Below are 22,642 nucleotides of genomic sequence, written 5' to 3'. Positions count from 1 at the left end.
GCTATTATCGAAAAGAGCGATTAGCTCATTTTGAATCTGACGAGATTAAAAATCTCAATTGTGCTTCGAAATCATACAGTCCGAAGACGTGTACCCATTTCTCAGCGTCGATCTTGCAAGCAAGATCGTTACTCACTCGTTGTTCAGTTTTCAAAGATCAAACATTCAATTTGTTACTGTTTTACTTGTTGTCGTAGTTTCAGCGGCGACTTTTATAATATATCATGTTCAACTTCACTTTGCAAGCACTTTTTTTCTCAAAAGTTTTTCATTCGATTTATGGTTAGTGCTCGTTTTGTTCGGTTTGTCCTAAAAAAGGAACGAAAATTAATTTATCATATCTTATCAAAAAGGTCAACCCTTTTTCGACAAAATGATCAGCATCTTATACTATTCATTGATTATTCTAGTATAGAGGTACAGCGCTGGATGTAGTGGCCGCACCTCGCTCATCATTCAAACGACATATCCTGATCCCCTGCATTGCCTCTTACGGTTTGGATTTTTTAAGTTTGCCACTTCTTGCGTATTTGGACAACTCCTTCGGAGGAGCAAATCTTGCGTACATGCGGAATACTGTTTTGTATCTACTTGCTATTGCGTATTTAATCTCCTGGTCGAGACGATTATCACTGAGGTCAAACAACATTTCATCCAGCTCTTTACGTAATACATAATCGAGTTCCTTACATTCCTTCTCGTTAAACAGCATACCCAGCATTAAGAGTTCTCCTTTTTCTGCATATGGATAATGGCGCACTCCTGTTTGTCAAGGACAATCCCCCGCTTCTCTATAGTCGGAGATATTTTAGAGCGCGCCGATCCCAGCTCCCCCCCAAAAATTTCTGTATAACTTGCATATTGAGGGAGATTGCTGAAACCCGTTTTATTGTTATGGTCAACTTTCTGAAAATTTATGAATGTCATTCCATACAAATTTATCCACGCACAATACTGAAGGTAATTGTACTTTCGATAATGGCTGCAATGAACAGCAGAATAACAATCCAACAGGAAGCGGTTAATGTTTTCTTTAAGAAAGTCTCCCACTGTTTTCCTAACATCTGCCGCTTGGCGCTTCCAAGCTGTACCAAACTTCTGAATGCCAGTCCCCCGAACTTGAGTCCAAACGCACAGGCAATGATGATAACTGGAATTTCAATGATCCCATGGGGTAAAAGTCCCTTCACCACAATATCAAAAAGGCTTGCCCCATTGTTCGTGGTAAAGTGCACAAGAAAACCGATAACCATTCCATTGATAACTAAAAAGATAACCGGCAAAATGCCAAAGAAAATACCCGCATAGATTACAAGCACGCTTTTAATGGCATTATTAAAAAAGATAAATATAAAGAAATTCCACTGCACATTCCCGCCCTGTTCAAGTCGTTCGCTAACTTCACGCAATCCGCCTATTTGATTCAATAATATCTCCTGCAGCGGTCCAGTACTCACCCACCCGGCGCCTATACCTGCAACGAACAATAGGACTGACCAGATTAGAGCGCTACGAATGGATCCTAGATCTTTTAGAAATGTACTGAATTTCAGCATAATTACCTCCTGTTAAATAAAGATGATGGACAAACAAATTTCTGAGCGAATAACTACGCGGTACGAGCATACATTGGAGAGTAAACAAGCATTTCTTATGGGAGAGGGGCGCTTATTGAAATGAACTCGTTCTATGTATTCAGTGGGAAAAAGATTAAACGTTTCCTGATTGTGCTGGCTGCTGCCGTCTTTGCTATCGGGATTATTTATCTGGAAAGTGGCAATGTTTCTGTATTCTCAGAGGATGCACCGTCAGCTGTGTACAACGTACCAACAGAGAAAAAAGTCATTGCACTTACCTTTGATATTAGCTGGGGAGACAAGCGCACAGAGCCAATTCTGAAAGTACTGCAGGATAATAAGGTAGAGAAGGCAACCTTTTTCTTATCCTCCCCTTGGAGCAAGACTCACCCCGAGATCGTAACCTCCATTAAGGAGGCAGGATACGAAATTGGCAGCCACGGGCATAAGCACGATAATTACACCAGCATGACCGAAGAAGAAATCCGCAAGGAAATTTCGACAGCTCATAGCATTTTAACCGATTTAACGGGAAAAGAACCGAATTTGCTCCGTCTGCCCAACGGGGATTTTGACAAACGCGTACTTCAGGTAGCCAGCAGTCTAAATTACCAGGTTGTACAATGGGACACTGACTCGCAGGATTGGAAAAATCCCGGGGTACAGACTATTGTAGATCGTGTGGTCAGCAAAGCTCACCCTGGGGATATCGTATTGCTGCACGCGAGTGATTCTTCCAAGCAGACTCATGAAGCATTGCCTGTCATTATTGATAAGTTAAGAAACCAAGGGTATGAATTTGTTACAGTTTCCGAGTTGCTGAATCATTCCAGTGCCAAAGGTACCGAAGTTCGTGATCAAGCCAGTGCACAGTAATACTACACTACAGAAATTCATCGTTCATCCATAGACGGTATAACCAATATTAAAGGTACAGCAGCACAAATGAAAAGAGCTAACATGGTTAGCTCTTTTTTGGTGTTTTTTAAATTAACCCACAATGCCAGCCTTTCCTACACTTGCTCCGTTCTCCCACTCACTGTTTGCTCTACAGGTCCATCCACCAGCTTATGTAATATAAGCATTTGGTACGCATTACATACCAGCAATGGGACCACAATAAAGATGGTAGCTGCATTTACATCTATTCGCAACACACCGATTGTTTCCACCACGGTAACTGCAATCATAAAAAAGAGCGTCGGCACCATTGCCGAGATATGCGTCTGTTTCACTTTCACGTAAGCGGTAACAATTGCAGCTGCCAAAATAATAATTCCCAGTACAATATCGGATAGACGTTCTCTTCCGCCTCCGACGAACAAACGCAAAAACATGACGTCCAGCAGGGCCAACACGGTTAAAACAAGCTGTACTATTTGCCATCCGCGTTTCGGAAATACACCTTTGCCCATATAATTCAATATCAAGTAAGCGAAAAAACCCATTTGAGAATACACACTAATCATAACGCCTGAACCAAACAAAATGAGGAGATACAGTAGGAAATCGGTCATTCCATTCGTTTTTTCCCCGTTCACGAGCATCATAATCAAGCCTGTCACTAACGATCCCGCTGCCCCAATAAGTAAGGCTGTCCAAAATAGGAAAAACCATTTACGTAAATTCAAATGTTTTCCACCCCCGAGAGTTTATTTTACCAACCTTCTCAGCAAAAAACCATCATCGTTCAACATATTTAGTGCTTTGCCATCACATACTACATGCAATATCTATTCAAGGAGGGGTTATGCACATGAAACGGCCTTTGTGGCAGCTATGCTGTGTCGTATTCGGGCTTTCCGTCATGCTCGCCGGCTGTGGTTCAGATCAGAGTTCTTCGCCTCCTCAGGGCAGTTATAAAGAGATGAAAACGATGGTCGTGGATATTTTAAAAAGTGATGAAGGCAAGAAAGCTGTTGAAGAAGCTCTTACGGGCCAAAGTTCATCAGGTGGTGGTGAAGGCGGGGACTCAGAACAAGGTGGCGGTGGATCAGGTGGTGGATCTGGAACCATTGGTATGAAAATGTTAATGCCTATGCAATCTTCGGAACAAATACGTATTGCTGTTAAAGATACCATTACAGCTCCAGAGTATCAAAAAGAATTTGAAAAAATTATGACAGATCCGAAATTTGCCGGTGAATTTGCCAAAGCCATCAACTCGCAAAGCAAACAGCTCCATATGGAGCTAATCAAGGATCCAACGTATCAGAAATCGATCGGGGATGTCATGAAATCTCCTGAAGTATCCAAAATGTTTATGGACATGACCAAAACTCCAGAGTACCGCAAACAGACCATGACTGTTATGCAGGAAGTCATGCAGAATCCGTTATTCCGAATGGAAGTACTCACTCTGCTTAAGAAAGTAGTGCAGGAAGAGCTGCAGCCAAAGGTTGAAACGGGTGGACAAGAACAAGGAGGACAAGGCGGCGGCCAGGAAGGTGAAGGCGGTGGTGAAGGCGGCGGTGAAGGCGGTGGTGACAGCGGAGATGGTGGTAGCGGCGGTGGAGGTTCATAAAAATCACCGAGCTTAATTCAGATGTTTATGAGGGCTTCTTGACAGGTTTACAAGCTAAAAAAAGCCCGCATCCGATGGGATGCAGGCTTTTTAGCTGTAGATTAGAGTGTTAAACCATTAAAATTTCGCGTCGATCAATTGGGCTACTTCATCGTAGATAGCACCGATTCGTGTATCGGTCTTGTATACAGATGGAGAGAAATCAGGCTCTGATGGATGATTATCCGGTGTTCCTAAAGGAATCTGCGCTAGTAACTCTGTATGCAGACTCTCTGCAAGACGTCCGCCACCCCCACGACCAAATACATAGTCTTTCTCTCCACATTTGCCACATTCATAATAAGCCATGTTCTCCACGACACCGAGCAGCTCATGCTCTGTCTGAATCGCCATTGCACCAGCCCTGGCAGCTACAAATGCAGCTGTTGCATGAGGTGTGGTAACGATGATCTCTTTACTCTGTGGCAGCATTTGATGAACATCCAAAGCGACGTCACCCGTGCCTGGAGGCAAATCAAGCAGCATGTAATCAAGTTCTCCCCAATTCACATCAGTGAAGAACTGACGCAGCATCCGCCCCAGCATAGGGCCACGCCAGATGACAGGGTTGTTTTCACGAATGAAAAATCCCATGGACATCACTTTCACACCGAAACGTTCTACTGGCTGAATCACACCGTCCTCTACAACAGGGTATTCTTCGATCCCCATCATATCAGGAACACTAAAGCCATAGATGTCCGCATCAATCAGTCCGACCTTTTTACCTTGCCGAGCCAGAGCAGCTGCCAAATTCACTGTGACTGTAGATTTACCTACCCCACCTTTGCCACTTGCTACTGCAATATAACGAACACCCGATTCGGGGCTTAGCAGCTCATGTCCATCCAGACCTGCTGCATGGCCTTTAACAAGTACTTCTTCATCATTTGGTTCATTCCCGGGTGGTCCTGCATTCAAACTCTCTCGTTCATGCTCTGATGCTGCACGCAGACGTATATGTACATCATTAATACCGTGCTGGGACATCAGGTTACGCGCGGCATCACTAAGAGCAGTTGTATCCTCAGTCTGATTGTCCAATGTTACAATGGTCAGTGCCACATGATTTTCCTTTACCATGACATCACGGATCCATTGCAGTTCTGTCAGACTCACTCCCAATTGTGGTTCCTGTAAAGGTTGCAATAGTTCAAGTATCTGTTCTTTTGATATCATCAGACAGCACCTCAGCTTTATCTATTGGCATGTAATTAGGTATGCTGCGTTAATTATACCATTCTCCTTTACCTTGTGACTAACTTTTGGGACGTTCGCCAGAGGAATATCGCAGGATCCCGTTATAAATGGAAGCGGCTACTTTACGCTGGTAAGCTTCATCAGCAAGAAGACGCGCCTCTTCCGGATGAGAAAGGAAACCAACCTCTACTAGAGCAGAGGGAATTTTCAATGCCTGCAGCAGATAGACTGTATTTACCGTTTTCGCAATTCGATCAGTATTTTCAAGATTACGAATCATTTCTTGCTGAAGCAGATTGGCCAATCCTTCATTGTCGGGGTGGTTAGGTGTATAAAATACCTGCGCACCACTCCAGCGGTTCGAAGGCACACTGTTCATGTGAATGCTAATAAACAGATCTGCCTGCTTGTCTTCAATACGTCTTACTCTTTGTTTAAGATCTTCTGTCTTGCGTTTGGAGTACCCCCTGGTATCTGACTCAGCCAAATCTGTATCGATCTCGCGTGTCATGACCACCAGTGCTCCAGCTTGCTGAAGATAATCCCGCACATACAAGGCAATCGACAAATTGATATCTTTCTCAATAACCCCCTGCTTACTTACAGCTCCTCCATCAGGTCCGCCATGCCCTGCATCTATGGCGATGACCTTGCCCGCTAATGGCAAGCCCCAGTATCCGGACATCTTGGATGAAGGGAGTTCATACGTCACCACAGCTACCAACATGGCTAGTAGACAGAGGCTTAACAGAACCCGCTTCACTGTGCGAAGACGAATCCATACGACAAAATGCTTCCCCATATTTTTCTTACGCATAAAAAAACCACCTCGTCCCTATAAATGACTCTAATCATCTATATGGGACAAGGTGGACAAATATACCGTTAGGAGCGGACTTGCTCAGCCATTCCTTCGATCAATACTTCAGCTACCTCAGGACGCGTGAACTCTGGTGGAGGGCACTCTCCATCACGAAGCAAACCACGCACTTTTGTACCGGACAACGTCATGTGATGCTCTTTGCCATGTGGGCAAGTTTTGCTTGATGCCATGTTGCCACATTTAGTGCAGTAAAAACTATGTTCGAAGAATAACGGTGTAATATCCAGCTCTTCCGCAGTGAAGTTGGAGAATATCTGCTGAGCTTCGTATGTTCCATAGTAGTCACCCACACCTGCATGATCACGTCCCACTAATAAAACTGTTCAAACTTGGCCGGTTTAGGACGGTTCAAAACCTGAATTGGTCCTCCTACATACGTTGCAGGGCGTTCCAATAGTTTTTTCACGCCCTGGATGCTCGGGGTCGTCTGTTTTAAATACACGACATGCCTCTTCCCCCTGATCCACGGCGTATACACTCTGTACATCAAGCAGACCGTAAGTTACACCATCCTCTTCACCAATCAGCACTACAGTCTCTCCAACTTTGAGTGGAGCAGCTTGCTGCTCATCTACAGCCAAGGTAATGGGTATACTCCATACCGTTCCATCTGCAAGACGCATACGAGAGACAACCGAGAGGTAGTCTTCCTCATTCAAGAAACCGATAAGGGGTGAGAATGCACCTACTCCAATCAAATCCAGATCCGAAATTGCCCAGGTGTTGATACGTAACTAAGATAACTTCTCACTTTCGCGCAATAATTGTTCCCGTTCTTCTCCTTGTACGACACGCTGCACCAGCGTACCTCCATGAGGCAGAATCGAAGTCAATTTGTCAGCTTCCTAATTCTTCATAATTTATTGTTCATACAAAAAAAGTACAAAGCCATGATTAGAAGTTTAATGATTACTCCGTTATTGGAACTGATTATTTATGAAGACCACATTCCGTTTTGTCGTTACCGGCCCAGCGTCCTGCGCGTGGGTCTTCTCCAGGCATAACTTGACGTGTGCAGTATTCACAACCAATGCTTGGATAGTTCTGATCGTGCAGTGGATTGTATACAACGTTATTGGCACGGATATAATTCCACACATCTTCGGATGTCCAATGCGCGATCGGGTTAAATTTCATGAGTCCAAACTTGGTGTCATACTCAACCTTTTTTGCATTGGCACGAGTGGGTGCTTGATCTCTCCGAATTCCGGTAATCCATGCATCGTACTGAGACAGTATACGAGTTAGTGGCTCTACCTTGCGGATGTTGCAGCAAGCGTTCGGATCCGATTTCCACAATTCCTCGCCATGTTGAGCCGCCTGTTCTTCAGGAGTAATTTTGGGAGAGACCCGTACGAAATCAAGATTGTATTTCTCCTTCATGGCGTCACGCGTCTCATACGTTTCCTTAAAATGAAAATCGGTGTCGAGATAAAAAATATCCGTAGATGGACTGATCTTTTGAAGCATATCTACAAGTACCACATCTTCTGCACCGAAGCTGCATGCAAAAGTGATATTTGGGAATGTCTCAACAGCATAACGGATAATATCCTCAGGGCTTGCGTTTTCCAATTCTTCTGCTTTCACCCGAGCAAGATTTTCTTTTTCCAACAAGTTCATTTCTGAATTTCCCCCATTCTGCTTTTACCAAAATCAATAATACCGACTAATCTAATATGAATTACGTATAGTATAAATCTTTCATGAGGGATGTCAATGCCTGCCATATGGTAAAATCGATCAAATCACTGTCCATTTTAATAATTCGTTCCCAAGGGATTTTATGAAACATGTTGGTTAAATACATTTGAATGGATCACTGGGGATAAAAGCAAACTAAGTTGTATTAAATGACCTATTCGGCATTCTATGAGTGAAATCCTTTGTCCCTATTGGGTTATTTGGTTTAATGCGTACTAAAATCTGTGATGGTTAGTGCTTCAGATTAGCCCAAAGCGGAGGTAGAAAAAAGATAATCATTAATGAAAACCACCTGAGTTTATCTTGGCCACATGTAGGCGACTTTTATTGAAACCATAAGAAATACTGATGAGTGTATGTACAAGAGTAATGTAGTAAATATAGAACTTCAGCTTGTCTCCAATGGAAAACGTCTAACTACAGTAAAAATATATACCTTTTGTTCGAGGCGATGACTGTGGATTCATTCACTGAAGCTCGAGAAACAACAAAAAAGCCTCTGGCTGAAGGCCAGAGGCTTGTAAGACATCTTAACGTTTGGAGAACTGAGGAGCGCGACGAGCGGCTTTGAGACCGTATTTTTTACGTTCTTTCATCCGTGGGTCACGAGTCAGGAATCCTGCTTTTTTCAGGGAAGCGCGGTATTCCGGATCTGCTTTCAACAGAGCACGGGAGATACCATGACGGATTGCGCCGGCTTGACCGGAGATTCCGCCACCATGAGCGATAACCAAAACGTCATAGTTGCTGAGCGTTTCTGTCAAAGTCAGTGGTTGTTTTACGATCAGTTTGAGTGTTTCCAAACCGAAGTATTCATTAATATCACGTTTATTGATGACAATGCGTCCTTCACCCGGTACAAGGCGAACACGAGCTACCGAATGTTTACGACGACCTGTCCCATAGTATTGTACTTGTGCCATGAAACTGTCCTCCTTTTAATTAACCGCGAAGTTCGTAAACTTCTGGTTTTTGTGCTGCATGTGGATGCTCAGTGCCTCTGTACGCTTTAAGTCTCAGCTTCATTTTTTCGCCCATGCGAGTTTTAGGAAGCATACCGCGAACAGCCAATTCCAACATACGTTCCGGTTTGTTTTTAACCATCTCTTCAGCAGTAGTTACTTTCAAACCACCTGGGTGCATCGAGTGACGGTAGTATTTTTTATCTTGCATTTTTTTACCAGTCAATACGATTTTCTCCGCATTGATGATAACTACGAAATCGCCAGTGTCCACATGTGGAGTGAATTGTGGCTTATGTTTGCCGCGGATCAAAGCAGCTGCTTCGCTTGCCAAACGTCCGAGCGTTTTGCCTTCGGCATCAATGATGTGCCATTGGCGCTCAACTTCGTTAGGCTTCGCCATGTACGTGGTACGCATGAAAAGTTCCTCCTTAAAATGTTCAAAATCATCATTTTCATTTATCTTCGTTCATTAAGTGATAACTTTAGGTGTTGATGGATAGTTGTTGCGATGTGAACCTCTTAATTGGGGCTGTGGGAAAGCCATTAAGAAAACACAACTTTTATATTACATGATAGCAGCTTAAATCGCAAGTGTTAATTAACCTTTTCACTCACCAAATTTAATCTTTTTTATATTCAAGATCCCAGAGCATTAAACCGCTGCTAACCGCAGTTGGTCCTGCAGCAGAACGATTGCATGCAGCAATCATATTCGGTACATCAGAGGCTTTCCGTTTACCCTCTCCGATCTCCAGCAGTGTACCTACAATAATGCGTACCATATGCTGCAAAAATCCGTTGCCGCTCACATAAATATGAATGACACCTTGATCGCGCGGATGGTCTCTGCACATTGAACGGTCCACATCTATCCATGCATCGTATACCGAACGCACATGATTATCTTTCTGAGACTTGCGAGAAGCAAAGGAGGTGAAATCATACGTACCGATAAAATGACGGAGCCCCTCCTGCATTGCAGTTATGTCCAACCTGGCATGATGGTGGTATTGCAGTCTTCTGTTGAATACATCCGGGAATTGATTTGCATTGACAGTATAGCGGTACGTCTTCGTTTTCGCTGCATAGCGAGAATGAAAATCGAGCGGCACTTCCATGGCGTCAATAACAACAATATCCGAGGGTAGTCTAGAGTTAAGTGCAATACACCAGCGTTCAATCGGGATTTGAGATTCCGTGGTAAAATTGAAGATCTGTCTACGAGCATGAACACCCGCGTCCGTTCTACCAGACCCCGTAATCTTTACCTTCTCACCTGTTAATGCACGAATGGCATCTTCAAGATGATCCTGAATGGTATTCCCTCCCGGCTGTACCTGGAAGCCATAATAAGCAGTGCCATCATAAGTTAGCGTCATGCACAAGTTGCGCATCATTACCACACCTTTGTTCCATACTATACATGCCTATCCCGAACAGCAAAAGAAGCCCCTTCCGGAGCTTCTATTACAGCACGAATTCCGAAATGAAGTGAAAAAAAGGGTTAACCCAGAATCAACGACTCTGTCCCCTTTCCTCATCTCATCTGTTTTACGCGCGGTCAACCAGTTCCAAGTAAACCATAGGCGCAGCGTCACCACGACGAGGTCCCAGTTTCAGGATACGAGTGTATCCGCCTGGACGCTCAGCGTAACGACCGGACAATTCGCTAAACAGTTTTTGGATTGCATCTTGCTCACCATCGATAGTTTCGCGGCGAACATAAGCTGCCACTTGGCGACGGGCATGAAGATCTCCCTTTTTCGCTTTAGTGATCAGTTTTTCAGCAATAGAGCGAACCTCTTTTGCTTTCGCTTCAGTTGTCTGAATGCGCTCGTATAAGAACAGGTCGGTTACCAGGTCACGGAACAAAGCTTTACGTGCGCTGGAGTTACGGCCCAACTTTTGGTATGCCATTGTTTTCCCTCCTTCACTTCAAGCACTCGGCTGTCTATTCTTCTGTACGGAGTCCCAAACCGAGTTCCTCAAGCTTCTCTTGAACTTCTTCCAAAGACTTGCGTCCGAGGTTACGGACTTTCATCATGTCTTCTTCCGTTTTCGTAGTCAGCTCTTGCACGGTATTAATACCGGCACGTTTGAGGCAGTTGTAGGAACGAACAGAGAGATCCAGCTCTTCGATCGTCATTTCGAGTACTTTTTCTTTTTTGTCTTCTTCTTTTTCGACCATGATCTCAGCGTCTTTCGCTTCGTCTGTAAGACCCACGAAGAGCATCAAATGCTCGGTCAAAATTTTAGCGCCAAGGCTTACAGCCTCTTCAGGACGAATACTTCCGTCAGTCCAAACTTCCAACGTGAGCTTGTCATAGTTGGTTACTTGGCCGACACGCGTATTTTCCACAGCGTAGTTAACGCGGCTGATCGGGGTGAAGATGGAATCGACTGGGATGACGCCGATCGGCTGGTCATCGCGTTTATTCCGATCTGCCTGGACGTAGCCGCGACCGCGATTGGCAAAAATACGCATGTGAAGTCTCGAACCTGGTCCGAGCGTAGCAATATGCAAATCCGGGTTAAGGATTTCCACATCAGAGTCAGCACGGATATCTCCAGCCGTGATTGCTCCTTCGCCTTCAGCATCAATCTCGAGCACTTTCTCCTCATCCGAATGAATCTTAAGCGACAAAGCTTTCAGGTTAAGAATGATCTCCGTTACATCTTCCATTACGCCAGGAACTGTAGCAAATTCATGCAGAACGCCATCGATTTGAACCGAAGACACTGCCGCACCCGGCAGTGACGAGAGCAAGATTCGGCGAAGCGAGTTTCCAAGCGTCGTTCCGTATCCGCGCTCCAGCGGTTCTACTACGAATTTCCCATAGGTGCCATCATCGTTGACGTCTACCGTCTCAATTTTCGGCTTTTCGATTTCAATCACTGCAATACCCCTCCTTCAAAACGTCGGTCCTCTATGAAACATTTACCTTCTCTTGCGAAAACATGTAGTAGTATGCCTAAACAACCATTATTAGCAGATTGTGCTGGATTTATACCACACGCAGGGGCAAATCTCATTAGACACGACGACGTTTTGGAGGACGGCATCCGTTATGCGGGACTGGAGTTACGTCTTTGATCAGGTTAACTTCAAGACCTGCAGCTTGCAAAGAGCGGATCGCTGCTTCACGGCCTGCGCCTGGTCCTTTAACCATAACCTCAACGGCTTTCATCCCATGTTCCATTGCAGCTTTGGCAGCAGTCTCAGCAGCCATTTGTGCAGCAAACGGAGTCGATTTACGGGAACCTCTGAATCCGAGGCCGCCGGAGCTTGCCCACGAAATTGCATTTCCGTGAGGATCCGTAATGGTAACGATAGTGTTATTGAAAGTGGAACGGATATGCGCCACGCCAGATTCAATATTTTTACGGTCACGACGTTTAGTACGTACGACTTTTTTCGGTTTAGCCATTTTCTCTTATCCCCCCTTATTATTTCTTCTTGTTCGCTACTGTACGACGAGGACCTTTACGAGTACGAGCATTCGTTTTCGTACGTTGTCCACGAACAGGCAGACCACGACGATGACGAACTCCACGGTAACAACCGATCTCCGTCAAACGTTTAATATTCAAAGAGATTTCACGACGCAGGTCACCTTCTACTTTGACCTCTTTGTCGATACTTTCACGCAATTTGCTGACTTCATCTTCCGTCAAATCGCGAACACGAGTGTCCGGATTGATGCCTGTAGAGCTCAGAATTTTCTGGGAAGTCGTTTTACCGATTCCGAAAATATAAGTCAAGGCGATCTCAACGCGCTTATCACGTGGCAAATCCACACCAGCTATACGTGCCATTTTACGCTACACCCCCTTCATTAACCTTGTTTTTGTTTGTGTTTCGGATTTTCACAGATAACCATAACATTCCCTTTGCGGCGAATGACTTTGCATTTTTCGCAAATCGGTTTGACCGAAGGTCTTACCTTCATGTGAATTACCTCCTCAAAGTTCTGCTTAGCAAAACTCTCTTCGTAAGCATTGACCTCGTTTTACCATTGTAAAACCGGCTTCGAAGCTTTCGCAAGTTTTGCCGGGCAAAACCCGCTTCAAGCTTCACAGTTCATTGCAACTGTCTACTACTATTTACGGTAAGTTATACGTCCTTTTGTCAAATCATAAGGCGATAACTGAACAACTACTTTGTCACCAGTCAGGATACGGATAAAGTGCATCCGCAACTTGCCGGAAACGTGAGCGAGAATTTGATGACCGTTCTCAAGCTCAACCTTGAATGTTGCATTCGGCAGCGGTTCAAGAACCGTACCTTCCACTTCAATGACATCTTCCTTGGCCATTAGTCAGTCTCCTTTCTCTTCAGCTTGAATGTTGGTGGATTCCAGAAACGAATGAACCGCATAGCGGAGCTTTCCGTTTGTCACCCGACCACTCTCGTTTAAACTGTTTACGACCTCGCTGCTGATCATCGGCTGGAGCTCCAGATGAAGAATATTCTTCTTCTTGGGTTGATCAAACTTTCGTTTGTCTCCATCCGCAATATACACGAACCTACTGTCCGCTATAGCAACAATTACCGCGGCTTGGTCCGCATTGCGGCCTTTACGGATCTTCACAAGTTGACCGAGCTGCGGATTAGACTGATTGTTCATGCCTCATCACCTACGCATTCAGTTTTGTGAAAATTTCCATGCCATCTGGTGTAACTGCTACGGTGTGTTCAAAGTGGGCACATAACGATCCGTCAACAGTTACGACAGTCCAGTTATCTTCCAACGTTTTCACATACCGTCTGCCTGCGTTAACCATCGGCTCTATGGCCAGCACCATGCCCGCTTTAAGCCGTGGTCCCCGATCAGGAAGACCATAGTTCGGAATTTGTGGTTCTTCGTGCAGATCCGCGCCTATGCCGTGACCGACATATTCACGAACTACAGAAAAACCGGCATCCTCAATATATTTCTGAATCGCATGAGATATAGTAAACAAGCGAACGTCCGGTTTAACCAGCGCCAGACCTGCGTATAACGAAGCCTCGGTAACGTCCAGAAGACGACGGGCTTCTTCGGAAATACGGCCGACCGGATAAGTCCAGGCAGAATCTCCATGATACCCCTGGTACTGCGCGCCAATGTCAAACGTAACAATATCGCCCTCGTTCAACTTGCGTTTGCCGGGAAATCCATGCACCAACTCTTCATTTACTGAAGCGCACACACTGGCAGGAAAACCGTTATAACCTTTGAAAGACGGCACAGCTCCTTGACTGCGGATGTATTGATCGGCCATATGGTCAAGTTCTCCAGTCGTAATACCGGGAGCGATATGCTCTGCCAAGAGACGATGCGTTTCCGCAACAATTCTCCCTGCTTCCCTCATCAAGCCCAGTTCCGTTTCGGACTTACCAATGATCATTCAATTAACCTCGCAGTAAGGACACGATCTCTTGAGAGACTTGATCAATATCCTGTTCTCCGTCCATTTGACGAAGAAGACCTTTGTTCTCATAAAACGTGAGGAGTGGTGCTGTTTTGTTGATATATTCGTCGAGACGGGTGCCTACGCTCTCTTCGTTATCATCCGAACGTTGGTACAACTCGCCGCCGCATTTATCACAAATACCTTCCTGCTTAGGCGGATTGAATACGACATGATAAGTGGCGCCACAGTTTTTGCAAATGCGACGACCCGTTAGACGGGCTAGCAATTTGTCGCGGTCCACTTTCAGGTTGATTACATGATCGAGACCTGAGTTCAGTCGGTCCAGAATGCCATCGAGCGCTTCAGCTTGAGACAGGGTTCTCGGAAAACCATCCAAGAGGAAACCTTCTCTGCAGTCAGGCTGCTGCAATCGTTCTTCAACGATGCCAATGGTTACATCATCTGGTACAAGCAATCCTTGATCCATATATTCCTTGGCTTTCAGGCCAATGGGAGTTCCCTGCTTAATCGCGAGACGAAATGCATCGCCTGTTGAAATGTGGGGAATACCGAACTCTTTCACGATGACGTCTGCTTGCGTTCCTTTTCCTGCCCCCGGAGGGCCCATGAATAGGATGTTCACGTTATGTCACTCCCTCCAAGACTACCCTACATCAACAAACAGCACAATAGGTGCCGGCAAGTAAATCTTAGCTTGACCGGTACCTATTGCCTATTTATTGATAAAACCTTTGTAGTGGCGTTTGATCAATTGGCTTTCGATTTGCTTCATGGTATCCAGCGCAACACCGATAACGATCAGGAGAGATGTTCCTCCAATTTGCGCGGATTGAGGCAAACCAGAAAGTGCCCCTAAGAATACAGGCAGAACGGAAATGACTGCCAAGAAGATGGCTCCGGCCATTGTCAAACGAGTCATGACACGGGTCAGATATTTCTCGGTTGCTTTACCCGGGCGAATGCCTGGGATGTAACCGCCGTTCTTTTTCATATTATCAGCCATCTGCTGTGGATTCATCTGTACAAAAGTATAGAAGAAAGTGAAACCGAAGATCATCACAACATACAATAACATACCCAAAGGTTTGTGAGTAGTCAGATTTTGTCCGATCCACTGTGCCCATAAACGATCAGCCCAGAAGTTGGCGATAATCGTTGGGAACATCAACAGAGATGAAGCAAAGATGACAGGGATAACACCTGCTGCGTTAATCTTCAGCGGGATATGTGTATTCTGTCCACCGTACATTTTGTTACCTACAACACGTTTAGCGTACTGTACAGGAATTTTCCGAATCGCCTGCTGAATGTAAATGACACCGATGATAATCAGCACAATAACAATTGCGACGATTACCCCTTTAAGGATGTTCATGAACAACTGATCAGGTTGGATGAAGTCGGACTCGATTGTTTGTTTGATAATGTTAGGCACCGTTGATAGGATACCTGCGAAGATCAAGATCGAGATCCCGTTTCCTATGCCCTTCTCGGTGATCTGCTCACCAAGCCACATCAGGAATGAAGTACCGGCCGTAAGTACAATCGCAATCAAGATATAATCAGCAAAAGTGGCGTTAGGCACCATCTCTGTATTGTACAAGCGGTTGAATCCGATCGACGTACCAAACGCTTGAATCAATGCCAGCCCAATCGTCAAATAACGAGTAAGCTGTGCTGATTTTTTCTTACCTTGTTCACCTTGCTTTGCCCATTCCGCTAACTTAGGGATAACGTCCATGGAAAGCAACTGTACTATGATAGACGCAGTGATGTAAGGTACGATCCCGAGTGCAAAGATCGAGAACTGGAACAGTGCTCCACCCGAGAACGTATTGAGAAGTCCAAAAACTTCTTTACCCGCAGAATTTGTCGCTTCGAAAACCTCTTTGTTAACTCCAGGTACTGGAACGAAGGATCCGATGCGGTAAATGATCAGTACAAAAAGGGTAAATAATACCCTTTTGCGCAGATCCTCAACCCGCCAGATATTCTTTAGGGTCTTGAACATTAAATCACCTCGGTTGTACCGCCGGCAGCTTCAATTTTCTCCACCGCAGATTGAGAAAACTTGTTAGCTTTAACAGTCAGCTTCACAGTGACTTCACCGTTACCCAGGATTTTGATTCCGGATTTAGCGTTTTTAACTACGCCATTCGTCATCAAGAATTCTGGAGTTACTTCAGTACCCGCAGCAAAACTGTTCAGGTCTTCAATATTCACAACCGCATATTCTTTGCGAGTTGGGTTTACGAAACCGCGTTTTGGCAAGCGACGATACAATGGATTTTGTCCACCTTCGAAGCCCGGACGCACACCACCGCCGGAACGAGCGTTTTGTCCTTTGTGACCGCGACCTGATGTTTTACCCGTACCACTACTTGGACCGCGACCAAGACGTTTGCGTTCTTTGCGGGATCCAGGAGCTGGGGAAAGCTCATGTAACTTCATCGTTCGTTGCACCTCCTTAAAGATTTGTGGGATTATCCCGATATTAAGCTTCTACTTCTTTAACAGCAACCAAGTGACTTACTTTGTTAATCATACCACGAATAGCAGGATTATCGTTTTGAACCACTTTGCTGTTGATTTTGCGCAAGCCCAATGTTTTCACAGTTGTTCTTTGCGTCTCCGGACGTCCGATCAAGCTGCGGACGAGGGTAATTTCTAATTTAGCCATGAGATTCCCTCCTTAACCCAGAAGCTCTTCGACGGATTTTCCGCGCAGTTTAGCCACGTCTTCAGCACGCTTCAAACGGGACAAACCTTCCAAAGTCGCATTGACCATGTTCATGGAATTCGAAGAACCCAGAGATTTTGTCAAAATGTCACCTACACCAGCAAGTTCGAGAACCGCACGTACAGGACCACCAGCGATAACACCAGTACCTTCAGATGCTGGTTTCAACAGAACGCGTCCTGCGCCGAACTTACCTGTTACCAAGTGAGGAATCGATGTTCCTACGAGTGGAACGTGTACAAGGTTTTTCTTAGCGTCTTCAATACCTTTGCGAATTGCATCAGGTACTTCGCCCGCTTTACCGATACCAGCTCCAACCCAGCCGTTGCCGTCGCCGACTACAACCAGTGCGCTAAAGCTGAAACGGCGTCCGCCTTTTACTACTTTAGCTACGCGATTAATATTTACAACTCTTTCAGTCAGTTCCAAAGTATTCGGATCTACACGCAAGTCGTTAACCTCCTTTTGAAAAATATCTTAAAACTCAAGTCCTGCTTCACGAGCCGCTTCAGCCAATGCTGCGATACGACCATGGTACAGATATCCGCTACGGTCAAATACGATGTTGGAAACACCTTTGTCTTTCGCACGTTTAGCAACGAGTTCGCCGACTTTACGAGCTGATTCAACAGATGCACCATTTTTGATGTCGCTGCTCAATTCTTTGTCTACGGTAGACGCGGAAGCGATTGTTACACCAGCTACATCATCGATAATTTGAGCATACATATGTTTACCAGAACGGAATACGTTCAAACGAGGACGTGCTGCCGTTCCTTGGATTTTCTTACGAACACGAAGGTGTCTTTTCAGACGAGCCTTGTTTTTATCTGGTTTCGTAATCATCTCAGGGATTCACTCCTTTCAGGTTACCTCGCTGGCTTCAAACCGGAAGCCACGGGGTATATTAGAAACACACGAAGCAAGCAAGCCGAAAGCCGCGCAAAGGCAGTAAGAGAAATCTTATTTCTTCTTACCGGCTTTACCTTCCTTACGGATGATACGCTCGCCTTCATATTTAATACCTTTACCTTTGTACGGTTCAGGTTCACGAACGGAACGGATTTTAGCAGCGTAAGCACCTACGCGCTCTTTGTCGATCCCGCGAACGATGATTTTTGTATTCGAAGGAACTTCGAATTCGATTCCCGCTTCCGGTGTAATTTCAACCGGGTGAGAGTACCCAACGTTCAGAACGATTTTATCTCCGGATTTGCTTGCACGATATCCGACCCCAACCAGCTCCAGAGATTTTGCGAATCCTTCAGTAACACCACTCACCATGTTGTTTACAACGCTGCGCGTTGTGCCGTGCAAAGAACGATGAGTTTTGTTATCGGAAGGACGCACAACTGTAATTTCGTTGTTCTCAACTGTAACCTTCATGTCTTTATGAAGTTCACGAGTCAGAGTTCCTTTTGGTCCTTTTACCGTAATAACGGTGTTGTCCAGTGTGATGTCCACACCACTTGGTACTGTAATTGGTTTGCGACCAATACGAGACATATGTTGCACCTCCTATCTTGTGACGTTATATTACCAAACGTAGCAAACGACTTCTCCGCCGGATTTCGATTGACGAGCTTCTTTGTCCGTCATAACACCTTTGGATGTCGAGATGATCGCGATACCCAGGCCGCCAAGTACACGAGGTACTTCGTTGCTTTTCGTGTAAACACGAAGACCAGGTTTACTGATTCTTTTCAGACCAGTGATAACGCGCTCGTTATTTTGACCGTATTTCAGGAAAACACGGATAATCCCTTGTTTGTTATCATCGATAACTTCAGCGTCACGGATGAAACCTTCACGCTTCAGGATATCGGCGATTTGTTTTTTCATTGTCGAAGCAGGCATTTCTACTGTTTCGTGACGAACTGTGTTCGCATTACGAATACGAGTAAGCATATCTGCAATTGGATCAGACATAGTCATTGTGAGTTAACCTCCTTCCCGTTCAGGACTTTTTACCAGCTTGCTTTTTTCACGCCAGGAATCTGGCCTTTATAAGCTAATTCACGGAAGCAAATTCTGCAAATTTTGAACTTCTGCAGTACCGAATGTGGACGTCCGCAACGCTCACAGCGTGTATAAGCACGTACTTTAAACTTTGGTGTGCGTTGTTGTTTAACTTTCATCGAAGTTTTTGCCACTTTAGCCTGACACCTCCTAAATAATTTCGGAGAAAAGGGAGTCCTTCCAGACACCCGGAAACGTTATGCCAACTTATTTTACGAAAGGCATTCCCAGTTGCGTGAGCAATTCACGGGACTCTTCGTCTGTTTTCGCCGTTGTTACAATAACAATATCCATACCGCGGACTTTGTCTACTTTATCGTACTCGATCTCTGGGAAGATCAGTTGTTCTTTCAGACCCAGTGTATAGTTACCACGTCCATCGAACGCTTTGCTCGATACACCACGGAAGTCGCGGACACGAGGCAATGTAACGTTGAACAGTTTATCGAGGAAGTAGTACATACGCTCGCCGCGCAATGTAACTTTCACACCGATAGGCATGTTCTCACGCAGTTTGAAACCTGCGATAGATTTTTTAGCACGAGTGATTACAGGTTTTTGACCTGCGATCAGTTGCAAATCGTTTACTGCGGAATCCAACACTTTGGAGTTTTGGACAGCGTCGCCCACACCCATGTTGATAACGATTTTCTCGATTTTCGGCACTTGCATTACCGTTGTATAGTTAAACTTCTGCATCAAAGCAGGAGCGATTTCTTGCAGGTAACGTTCTTTCATTCTTGATGCCATGAATCATAGCCCTCCTTTCTCATTCGGTTCAATTAGTCGATAATTTCTCCGGAACGTTTAGCAACGCGCACTTTCTTTCCGTTATCCAACACTTTGTAACCTACACGGGTCACTTTTCCGCTCTTTGGATCGATGTGCATTACGTTGGAAACGTGAATCGGAGCTTCCTTCTCGATAATGCCGCCTTGCGGATTTTGCTGGTTAGGCTTCTGGTGTTTTTTGATCATGTTAACACCTTCCACAAGGACGCGGTTCTCACGAGGATAAGCAGCGATGACACGGCCTTTTTTACCTTTGTCTTTACCGCTGATCACCATAACCGTATCTTCTTTTTTAACGTGAAGTTTGTTGTTATGGGATTCCAGAACTTTTTTCACTCTTGGCATTTCGTACACCTCCTGTTTCTAACATCACGAGATTAAGCTTTACGCTTTAGATAACTTCTGGGGCCAAGGAAACGATTTTCATGAAGTCTTTCTCGCGAAGTTCACGAGCAACAGGTCCGAAAATACGTGTTCCACGTGGGCTTCTGTCGTCTTTTACAACAACTGCTGCATTTTCATCAAAACCGATGTAGGAACCGTCTTTACGACGTACAGAACGTTTCGTACGAACGACAACCGCTCTAACTACATCACCTTTTTTGACAACGCCGCCTGGTGTTGCTTGTTTTACAGAACAAACGATCAGATCACCGATTTGTGCTGTACGACGTCCCGTACCGCCGAGTACGCGGATACACATCAGTTCCTTCGCACCGGAGTTGTCGGCTACAGCCAAACGTGTAAATGGTTGAATCATTTAGTATTCCTCCTTTCAGCTATGCTGCTGATGCATTAGATGATAACCGCTTTTTCAACGATTTCTGCAAGTCTCCAGCGTTTATCTTTCGAAAGCGGACGAGTCTCCATGATTTTCACCGTGTCACCGATTTTCGCAGTGTTTTCTTCGTCATGCGCTTTGAATTTTTTAGTGACTTTGATACGTTTATGGTACAATTCGTGTTTTTTGTAGGTTTCTACAGCAACAACGATCGTTTTGTCCATTTTATCGCTGACCACTTTACCGATTTGCACTTTACGTGCGTTACGTTCTTCGCTCATTGTTGGCCTCCTTCCTGATTACGGACGGACTGTACATCCGATCCCTAATTAACCGATTCCCAGTTCTCTTTCACGGATAATGGTTTTAGCACGAGCTATTTCTTTCCGCACATCACGGATTCGAGTCGGGTTATCCAGCTGACCGGTAGCGAGTTGAAAGCGGAGGTTAAAGAGTTCTTCTTTAAATCCGGCAATCTTTTGCTCGATTTCAGCAGAGGTTAGGTTGCGAAATTCACTAGCTTTCATTTGCTTCACCACCCAATTCTTCACGTTTCACAAACTTCGTTTTGATTGGCAGTTTGTGAGCGGCAAGACGCATCGCTTCGCGTGCGATATCCTCCGGTACACCAGCAAGTTCAAACATGATCTTACCTGGTTTCACAACTGCAACCCATTTTTCTACGTTACCTTTACCGCTACCCATCCGAACCTCGAGAGGCTTTTGAGTGATTGGTTTGTCAGGGAAAATTTTGATCCAGACTTTACCACCACGTTTGATGTAACGAGTCATCGCAATACGAGCCGCTTCGATCTGACGGTTCGTAATCCAAGCCGGTTCCGTAGCTTGCAGACCGTATTCGCCAAAGTTCAGCGTAGTTCCGCCTTTTGCTTGGCCTTTCATATGTCCGCGTTGTTGCTTACGGTGTTTTACACGTTTTGGTACCAACATGATTAGTTGCCTCCTTCCTTAGCAGCTTGTTTCTTAGCCGTAGGAAGAACCTCTCCACGATAGATCCATACTTTTACGCCGATACGGCCGTAAGTTGTATGAGCCTCTGCTGTACCGTAGTCGATGTCGGCACGAAGCGTGTGCAGTGGAACAGTTCCTTCGCTGTAGCCTTCCGAACGTGCGATCTCAGCTCCGCCAAGACGTCCGCCCACTTGAGTTTTAATACCTTTTGCACCAGAGCGCATAGTTCTTTGAATAGCTTGTTTCAGAGCACGACGGAAAGAAACGCGACGTTCCAGTTGTTGTGCAATGCTTTCTGCTACCAGGATTGCGTCCAGGTCTTGATTCTTAATTTCAGAGATGTTGATGTGTACTTTTTTACCGCCAGCAATTTTCGTAATTTGATTACGAAGATTCTCAACTTCAGATCCACCTTTACCGATTACCATACCTGGTTTCGCTGTGTGAATCGTTACGTTCACGCGGTTAGCCGCTCTCTCGATTTCAACACGAGACATAGCGGAGTCTTTCAATTTATTTTTCAGGAATTCACGAATTTTCACGTCTTCCATCAAAAGATCACCGAAGTCTTTGCCTGCATACCATTTAGATTCCCAGTCACGGATTACTCCGACACGGAGTCCGACCGGATTTACCTTTTGGCCCACACGTTTTCCCTCCTTCTACTTTTCAGATACCACCAAAGTGATGTGGCTAGTACGTTTGTTAATACGACTTGCACGTCCCATTGCACGAGGGCGGAAACGTTTCATTGTCGGTCCTTGGTTCACGTAAGCTTGCGAGATGACCAAGTTATTAACATCCATAGAATAGTTATGTTCCGCATTCGCAATAGCGGAGTTAAGCAACTTCTCAACAATTGGAGAAGCGGATTTCGGAGTGTGACGGAGAATGGCAACCGCCTCACCAACTTGCTTGCCGCGAATCAAGTCAACAACGAGTTGAACTTTACGAGGAGCAATCCGGATAAACTTAGCATGTGCTTTTGCTTCCATTGTGTAACCTCCTCTCAAACATTAAAGATGATCA

38 protein-coding genes are annotated in these 22,642 nt (G+C 45.1%); 2 read left to right on the top strand and 36 right to left on the bottom strand.

The window, feature by feature from the left end:
- Window positions 1–490 precede the first annotated feature (490 nt).
- The gene (locus AB3N00_RS30280) at window positions 491–721 is read right to left on the bottom strand and encodes a hypothetical protein (protein ID WP_095293396.1); all 231 of its coding nucleotides are present in this window, start codon (window positions 719–721) and stop codon (window positions 491–493) included.
- Between the two features lie 217 nt (window positions 722–938).
- Window positions 939–1,556 carry a stage II sporulation protein M gene (locus AB3N00_RS30275; RefSeq protein ID WP_413037750.1) on the bottom strand — a complete coding sequence of 206 codons (618 nt, stop codon included), beginning with the start codon at window positions 1,554–1,556 and terminating at the stop codon, window positions 939–941.
- A gap of 120 nt (window positions 1,557–1,676) precedes the next feature.
- Between AB3N00_RS30275 and pdaB the strand changes: the two genes are divergently transcribed.
- Complete coding sequence (gene pdaB / locus AB3N00_RS30270; protein ID WP_413037749.1) at window positions 1,677–2,453, top strand: polysaccharide deacetylase family sporulation protein PdaB; 777 nt, start codon at window positions 1,677–1,679, stop codon at window positions 2,451–2,453.
- Window positions 2,454–2,590: 137 nt separating this feature from the next.
- Here the strand turns inward: pdaB and AB3N00_RS30265 are convergent, their stop codons facing one another.
- On the bottom strand, window positions 2,591–3,208 hold the full coding sequence (locus AB3N00_RS30265) for a KinB-signaling pathway activation protein (protein ID WP_413037748.1): 618 nt from the start codon (window positions 3,206–3,208) through the stop codon (window positions 2,591–2,593).
- A gap of 125 nt (window positions 3,209–3,333) precedes the next feature.
- On the opposite strand from AB3N00_RS30265, the gene gerD reads away from it, so the two are divergent.
- Window positions 3,334–4,101 (top strand): spore germination lipoprotein GerD, encoded by a 768-nt coding sequence (gerD, locus tag AB3N00_RS30260; RefSeq protein ID WP_413037747.1) that lies wholly within the window; start codon window positions 3,334–3,336, stop codon window positions 4,099–4,101.
- A gap of 117 nt (window positions 4,102–4,218) precedes the next feature.
- Here gerD and AB3N00_RS30255 read toward each other — a convergent pair whose 3' ends face one another.
- The 33 genes from AB3N00_RS30255 to rplV form a co-directional block, all read right to left on the bottom strand.
- Window positions 4,219–5,319: an Mrp/NBP35 family ATP-binding protein gene (locus AB3N00_RS30255; protein WP_413037746.1), complete on the bottom strand. Its 1,101-nt coding sequence runs from the start codon at window positions 5,317–5,319 to the stop codon at window positions 4,219–4,221.
- A gap of 79 nt (window positions 5,320–5,398) precedes the next feature.
- On the bottom strand, window positions 5,399–6,157 hold the full coding sequence (gene cwlD / locus AB3N00_RS30250) for an N-acetylmuramoyl-L-alanine amidase CwlD (RefSeq protein WP_413037745.1): 759 nt from the start codon (window positions 6,155–6,157) through the stop codon (window positions 5,399–5,401).
- Window positions 6,158–6,225: 68 nt separating this feature from the next.
- The gene (locus AB3N00_RS30245; protein ID WP_413037744.1) at window positions 6,226–6,534 is read right to left on the bottom strand and encodes a hypothetical protein; all 309 of its coding nucleotides are present in this window, start codon (window positions 6,532–6,534) and stop codon (window positions 6,226–6,228) included.
- A 27-nt stretch (window positions 6,535–6,561) separates the two neighbouring features.
- Window positions 6,562–6,951, bottom strand: a complete 390-nt coding sequence (locus tag AB3N00_RS30240) for a hypothetical protein (RefSeq protein WP_413037754.1) — start codon at window positions 6,949–6,951, stop codon at window positions 6,562–6,564.
- A gap of 202 nt (window positions 6,952–7,153) precedes the next feature.
- A complete protein-coding gene (locus AB3N00_RS30235) occupies window positions 7,154–7,846 on the bottom strand; it encodes a phosphoadenylyl-sulfate reductase (protein ID WP_413037743.1) in 693 nt (230 codons plus the stop codon).
- Between the two features lie 611 nt (window positions 7,847–8,457).
- Window positions 8,458–8,850 (bottom strand): 30S ribosomal protein S9, encoded by a 393-nt coding sequence (gene rpsI, locus AB3N00_RS30230; RefSeq protein WP_056697740.1) that lies wholly within the window; start codon window positions 8,848–8,850, stop codon window positions 8,458–8,460.
- A gap of 19 nt (window positions 8,851–8,869) precedes the next feature.
- Window positions 8,870–9,307 (bottom strand): 50S ribosomal protein L13, encoded by a 438-nt coding sequence (rplM, locus tag AB3N00_RS30225; protein ID WP_175394088.1) that lies wholly within the window; start codon window positions 9,305–9,307, stop codon window positions 8,870–8,872.
- 205 nt (window positions 9,308–9,512) lie between these two features.
- Window positions 9,513–10,286, bottom strand: a complete 774-nt coding sequence (truA, locus tag AB3N00_RS30220) for a tRNA pseudouridine(38-40) synthase TruA (protein WP_413037753.1) — start codon at window positions 10,284–10,286, stop codon at window positions 9,513–9,515.
- A gap of 157 nt (window positions 10,287–10,443) precedes the next feature.
- Window positions 10,444–10,809 (bottom strand): 50S ribosomal protein L17, encoded by a 366-nt coding sequence (rplQ, locus tag AB3N00_RS30215; RefSeq protein WP_017692102.1) that lies wholly within the window; start codon window positions 10,807–10,809, stop codon window positions 10,444–10,446.
- Window positions 10,810–10,843: 34 nt separating this feature from the next.
- Window positions 10,844–11,788, bottom strand: a complete 945-nt coding sequence (locus AB3N00_RS30210) for a DNA-directed RNA polymerase subunit alpha (RefSeq protein WP_024633566.1) — start codon at window positions 11,786–11,788, stop codon at window positions 10,844–10,846.
- A 136-nt stretch (window positions 11,789–11,924) separates the two neighbouring features.
- A complete protein-coding gene (rpsK, locus tag AB3N00_RS30205) occupies window positions 11,925–12,320 on the bottom strand; it encodes a 30S ribosomal protein S11 (RefSeq protein WP_017692100.1) in 396 nt (131 codons plus the stop codon).
- A 19-nt stretch (window positions 12,321–12,339) separates the two neighbouring features.
- Complete coding sequence (gene rpsM / locus AB3N00_RS30200) at window positions 12,340–12,708, bottom strand: 30S ribosomal protein S13 (RefSeq protein ID WP_095293406.1); 369 nt, start codon at window positions 12,706–12,708, stop codon at window positions 12,340–12,342.
- Window positions 12,709–12,728: 20 nt separating this feature from the next.
- A complete protein-coding gene (gene rpmJ, locus AB3N00_RS30195) occupies window positions 12,729–12,842 on the bottom strand; it encodes a 50S ribosomal protein L36 (RefSeq protein WP_003333770.1) in 114 nt (37 codons plus the stop codon).
- 150 nt (window positions 12,843–12,992) lie between these two features.
- A complete protein-coding gene (gene infA, locus AB3N00_RS30190) occupies window positions 12,993–13,208 on the bottom strand; it encodes a translation initiation factor IF-1 (RefSeq protein ID WP_017692098.1) in 216 nt (71 codons plus the stop codon).
- Between the two features lie 3 nt (window positions 13,209–13,211).
- Window positions 13,212–13,520, bottom strand: coding sequence for a KOW domain-containing RNA-binding protein (locus AB3N00_RS30185; RefSeq protein WP_095293407.1), 309 nt, complete (start codon window positions 13,518–13,520; stop codon window positions 13,212–13,214).
- Between the two features lie 10 nt (window positions 13,521–13,530).
- Window positions 13,531–14,283: a type I methionyl aminopeptidase gene (gene map, locus AB3N00_RS30180; RefSeq protein WP_175394089.1), complete on the bottom strand. Its 753-nt coding sequence runs from the start codon at window positions 14,281–14,283 to the stop codon at window positions 13,531–13,533.
- A gap of 4 nt (window positions 14,284–14,287) precedes the next feature.
- Window positions 14,288–14,932: an adenylate kinase gene (locus AB3N00_RS30175; protein WP_413037742.1), complete on the bottom strand. Its 645-nt coding sequence runs from the start codon at window positions 14,930–14,932 to the stop codon at window positions 14,288–14,290.
- 90 nt (window positions 14,933–15,022) lie between these two features.
- The gene (gene secY / locus AB3N00_RS30170) at window positions 15,023–16,321 is read right to left on the bottom strand and encodes a preprotein translocase subunit SecY (protein ID WP_095293410.1); all 1,299 of its coding nucleotides are present in this window, start codon (window positions 16,319–16,321) and stop codon (window positions 15,023–15,025) included.
- Window positions 16,321–16,761 (bottom strand): 50S ribosomal protein L15, encoded by a 441-nt coding sequence (rplO, locus tag AB3N00_RS30165; RefSeq protein ID WP_095293411.1) that lies wholly within the window; start codon window positions 16,759–16,761, stop codon window positions 16,321–16,323. Before rplO ends, secY begins: the two co-directional genes overlap by 1 nt.
- Window positions 16,762–16,804: 43 nt before the next feature.
- Window positions 16,805–16,990, bottom strand: coding sequence for a 50S ribosomal protein L30 (gene rpmD / locus AB3N00_RS30160; protein ID WP_017692092.1), 186 nt, complete (start codon window positions 16,988–16,990; stop codon window positions 16,805–16,807).
- A gap of 12 nt (window positions 16,991–17,002) precedes the next feature.
- Window positions 17,003–17,500: a 30S ribosomal protein S5 gene (rpsE, locus tag AB3N00_RS30155; RefSeq protein WP_017692091.1), complete on the bottom strand. Its 498-nt coding sequence runs from the start codon at window positions 17,498–17,500 to the stop codon at window positions 17,003–17,005.
- Between the two features lie 27 nt (window positions 17,501–17,527).
- On the bottom strand, window positions 17,528–17,896 hold the full coding sequence (gene rplR / locus AB3N00_RS30150) for a 50S ribosomal protein L18 (RefSeq protein ID WP_175394091.1): 369 nt from the start codon (window positions 17,894–17,896) through the stop codon (window positions 17,528–17,530).
- 117 nt (window positions 17,897–18,013) lie between these two features.
- A complete protein-coding gene (gene rplF / locus AB3N00_RS30145; protein WP_017692089.1) occupies window positions 18,014–18,556 on the bottom strand; it encodes a 50S ribosomal protein L6 in 543 nt (180 codons plus the stop codon).
- A 30-nt stretch (window positions 18,557–18,586) separates the two neighbouring features.
- Entirely contained in the window at window positions 18,587–18,985 is a 399-nt protein-coding gene (gene rpsH / locus AB3N00_RS30140; protein WP_095293413.1) for a 30S ribosomal protein S8, read from the bottom strand.
- A 32-nt stretch (window positions 18,986–19,017) separates the two neighbouring features.
- Window positions 19,018–19,203, bottom strand: a complete 186-nt coding sequence (locus AB3N00_RS30135; RefSeq protein ID WP_013312154.1) for a type Z 30S ribosomal protein S14 — start codon at window positions 19,201–19,203, stop codon at window positions 19,018–19,020.
- Window positions 19,204–19,276: 73 nt separating this feature from the next.
- Window positions 19,277–19,819 (bottom strand): 50S ribosomal protein L5, encoded by a 543-nt coding sequence (gene rplE, locus AB3N00_RS30130; protein WP_111271027.1) that lies wholly within the window; start codon window positions 19,817–19,819, stop codon window positions 19,277–19,279.
- Between the two features lie 32 nt (window positions 19,820–19,851).
- Window positions 19,852–20,205, bottom strand: a complete 354-nt coding sequence (gene rplX, locus AB3N00_RS30125; RefSeq protein WP_024633578.1) for a 50S ribosomal protein L24 — start codon at window positions 20,203–20,205, stop codon at window positions 19,852–19,854.
- A gap of 46 nt (window positions 20,206–20,251) precedes the next feature.
- Window positions 20,252–20,620 carry a 50S ribosomal protein L14 gene (gene rplN / locus AB3N00_RS30120; protein WP_090905289.1) on the bottom strand — a complete coding sequence of 123 codons (369 nt, stop codon included), beginning with the start codon at window positions 20,618–20,620 and terminating at the stop codon, window positions 20,252–20,254.
- Window positions 20,621–20,655: 35 nt separating this feature from the next.
- A complete protein-coding gene (rpsQ, locus tag AB3N00_RS30115; protein ID WP_175394093.1) occupies window positions 20,656–20,922 on the bottom strand; it encodes a 30S ribosomal protein S17 in 267 nt (88 codons plus the stop codon).
- Between the two features lie 48 nt (window positions 20,923–20,970).
- Window positions 20,971–21,168 carry a 50S ribosomal protein L29 gene (rpmC, locus tag AB3N00_RS30110; RefSeq protein WP_017692083.1) on the bottom strand — a complete coding sequence of 66 codons (198 nt, stop codon included), beginning with the start codon at window positions 21,166–21,168 and terminating at the stop codon, window positions 20,971–20,973.
- On the bottom strand, window positions 21,158–21,592 hold the full coding sequence (gene rplP / locus AB3N00_RS30105; RefSeq protein ID WP_076292170.1) for a 50S ribosomal protein L16: 435 nt from the start codon (window positions 21,590–21,592) through the stop codon (window positions 21,158–21,160). The genes rpmC and rplP overlap by 11 nt, the downstream gene beginning before the upstream one ends.
- 2 nt (window positions 21,593–21,594) lie before the next feature.
- The gene (gene rpsC, locus AB3N00_RS30100; RefSeq protein ID WP_090924673.1) at window positions 21,595–22,260 is read right to left on the bottom strand and encodes a 30S ribosomal protein S3; all 666 of its coding nucleotides are present in this window, start codon (window positions 22,258–22,260) and stop codon (window positions 21,595–21,597) included.
- A 15-nt stretch (window positions 22,261–22,275) separates the two neighbouring features.
- Window positions 22,276–22,608 (bottom strand): 50S ribosomal protein L22, encoded by a 333-nt coding sequence (gene rplV / locus AB3N00_RS30095; protein ID WP_095293416.1) that lies wholly within the window; start codon window positions 22,606–22,608, stop codon window positions 22,276–22,278.
- Between the last annotated feature and the right edge of the window lie 34 nt (window positions 22,609–22,642).

Source organism: Paenibacillus xylanilyticus, from assembly GCF_047246825.1.
Taxonomy (GTDB): domain Bacteria; phylum Bacillota; class Bacilli; order Paenibacillales; family Paenibacillaceae; genus Paenibacillus; species Paenibacillus xylanilyticus_B.
This window is presented reverse-complemented; position numbering and strand designations above follow the sequence as displayed.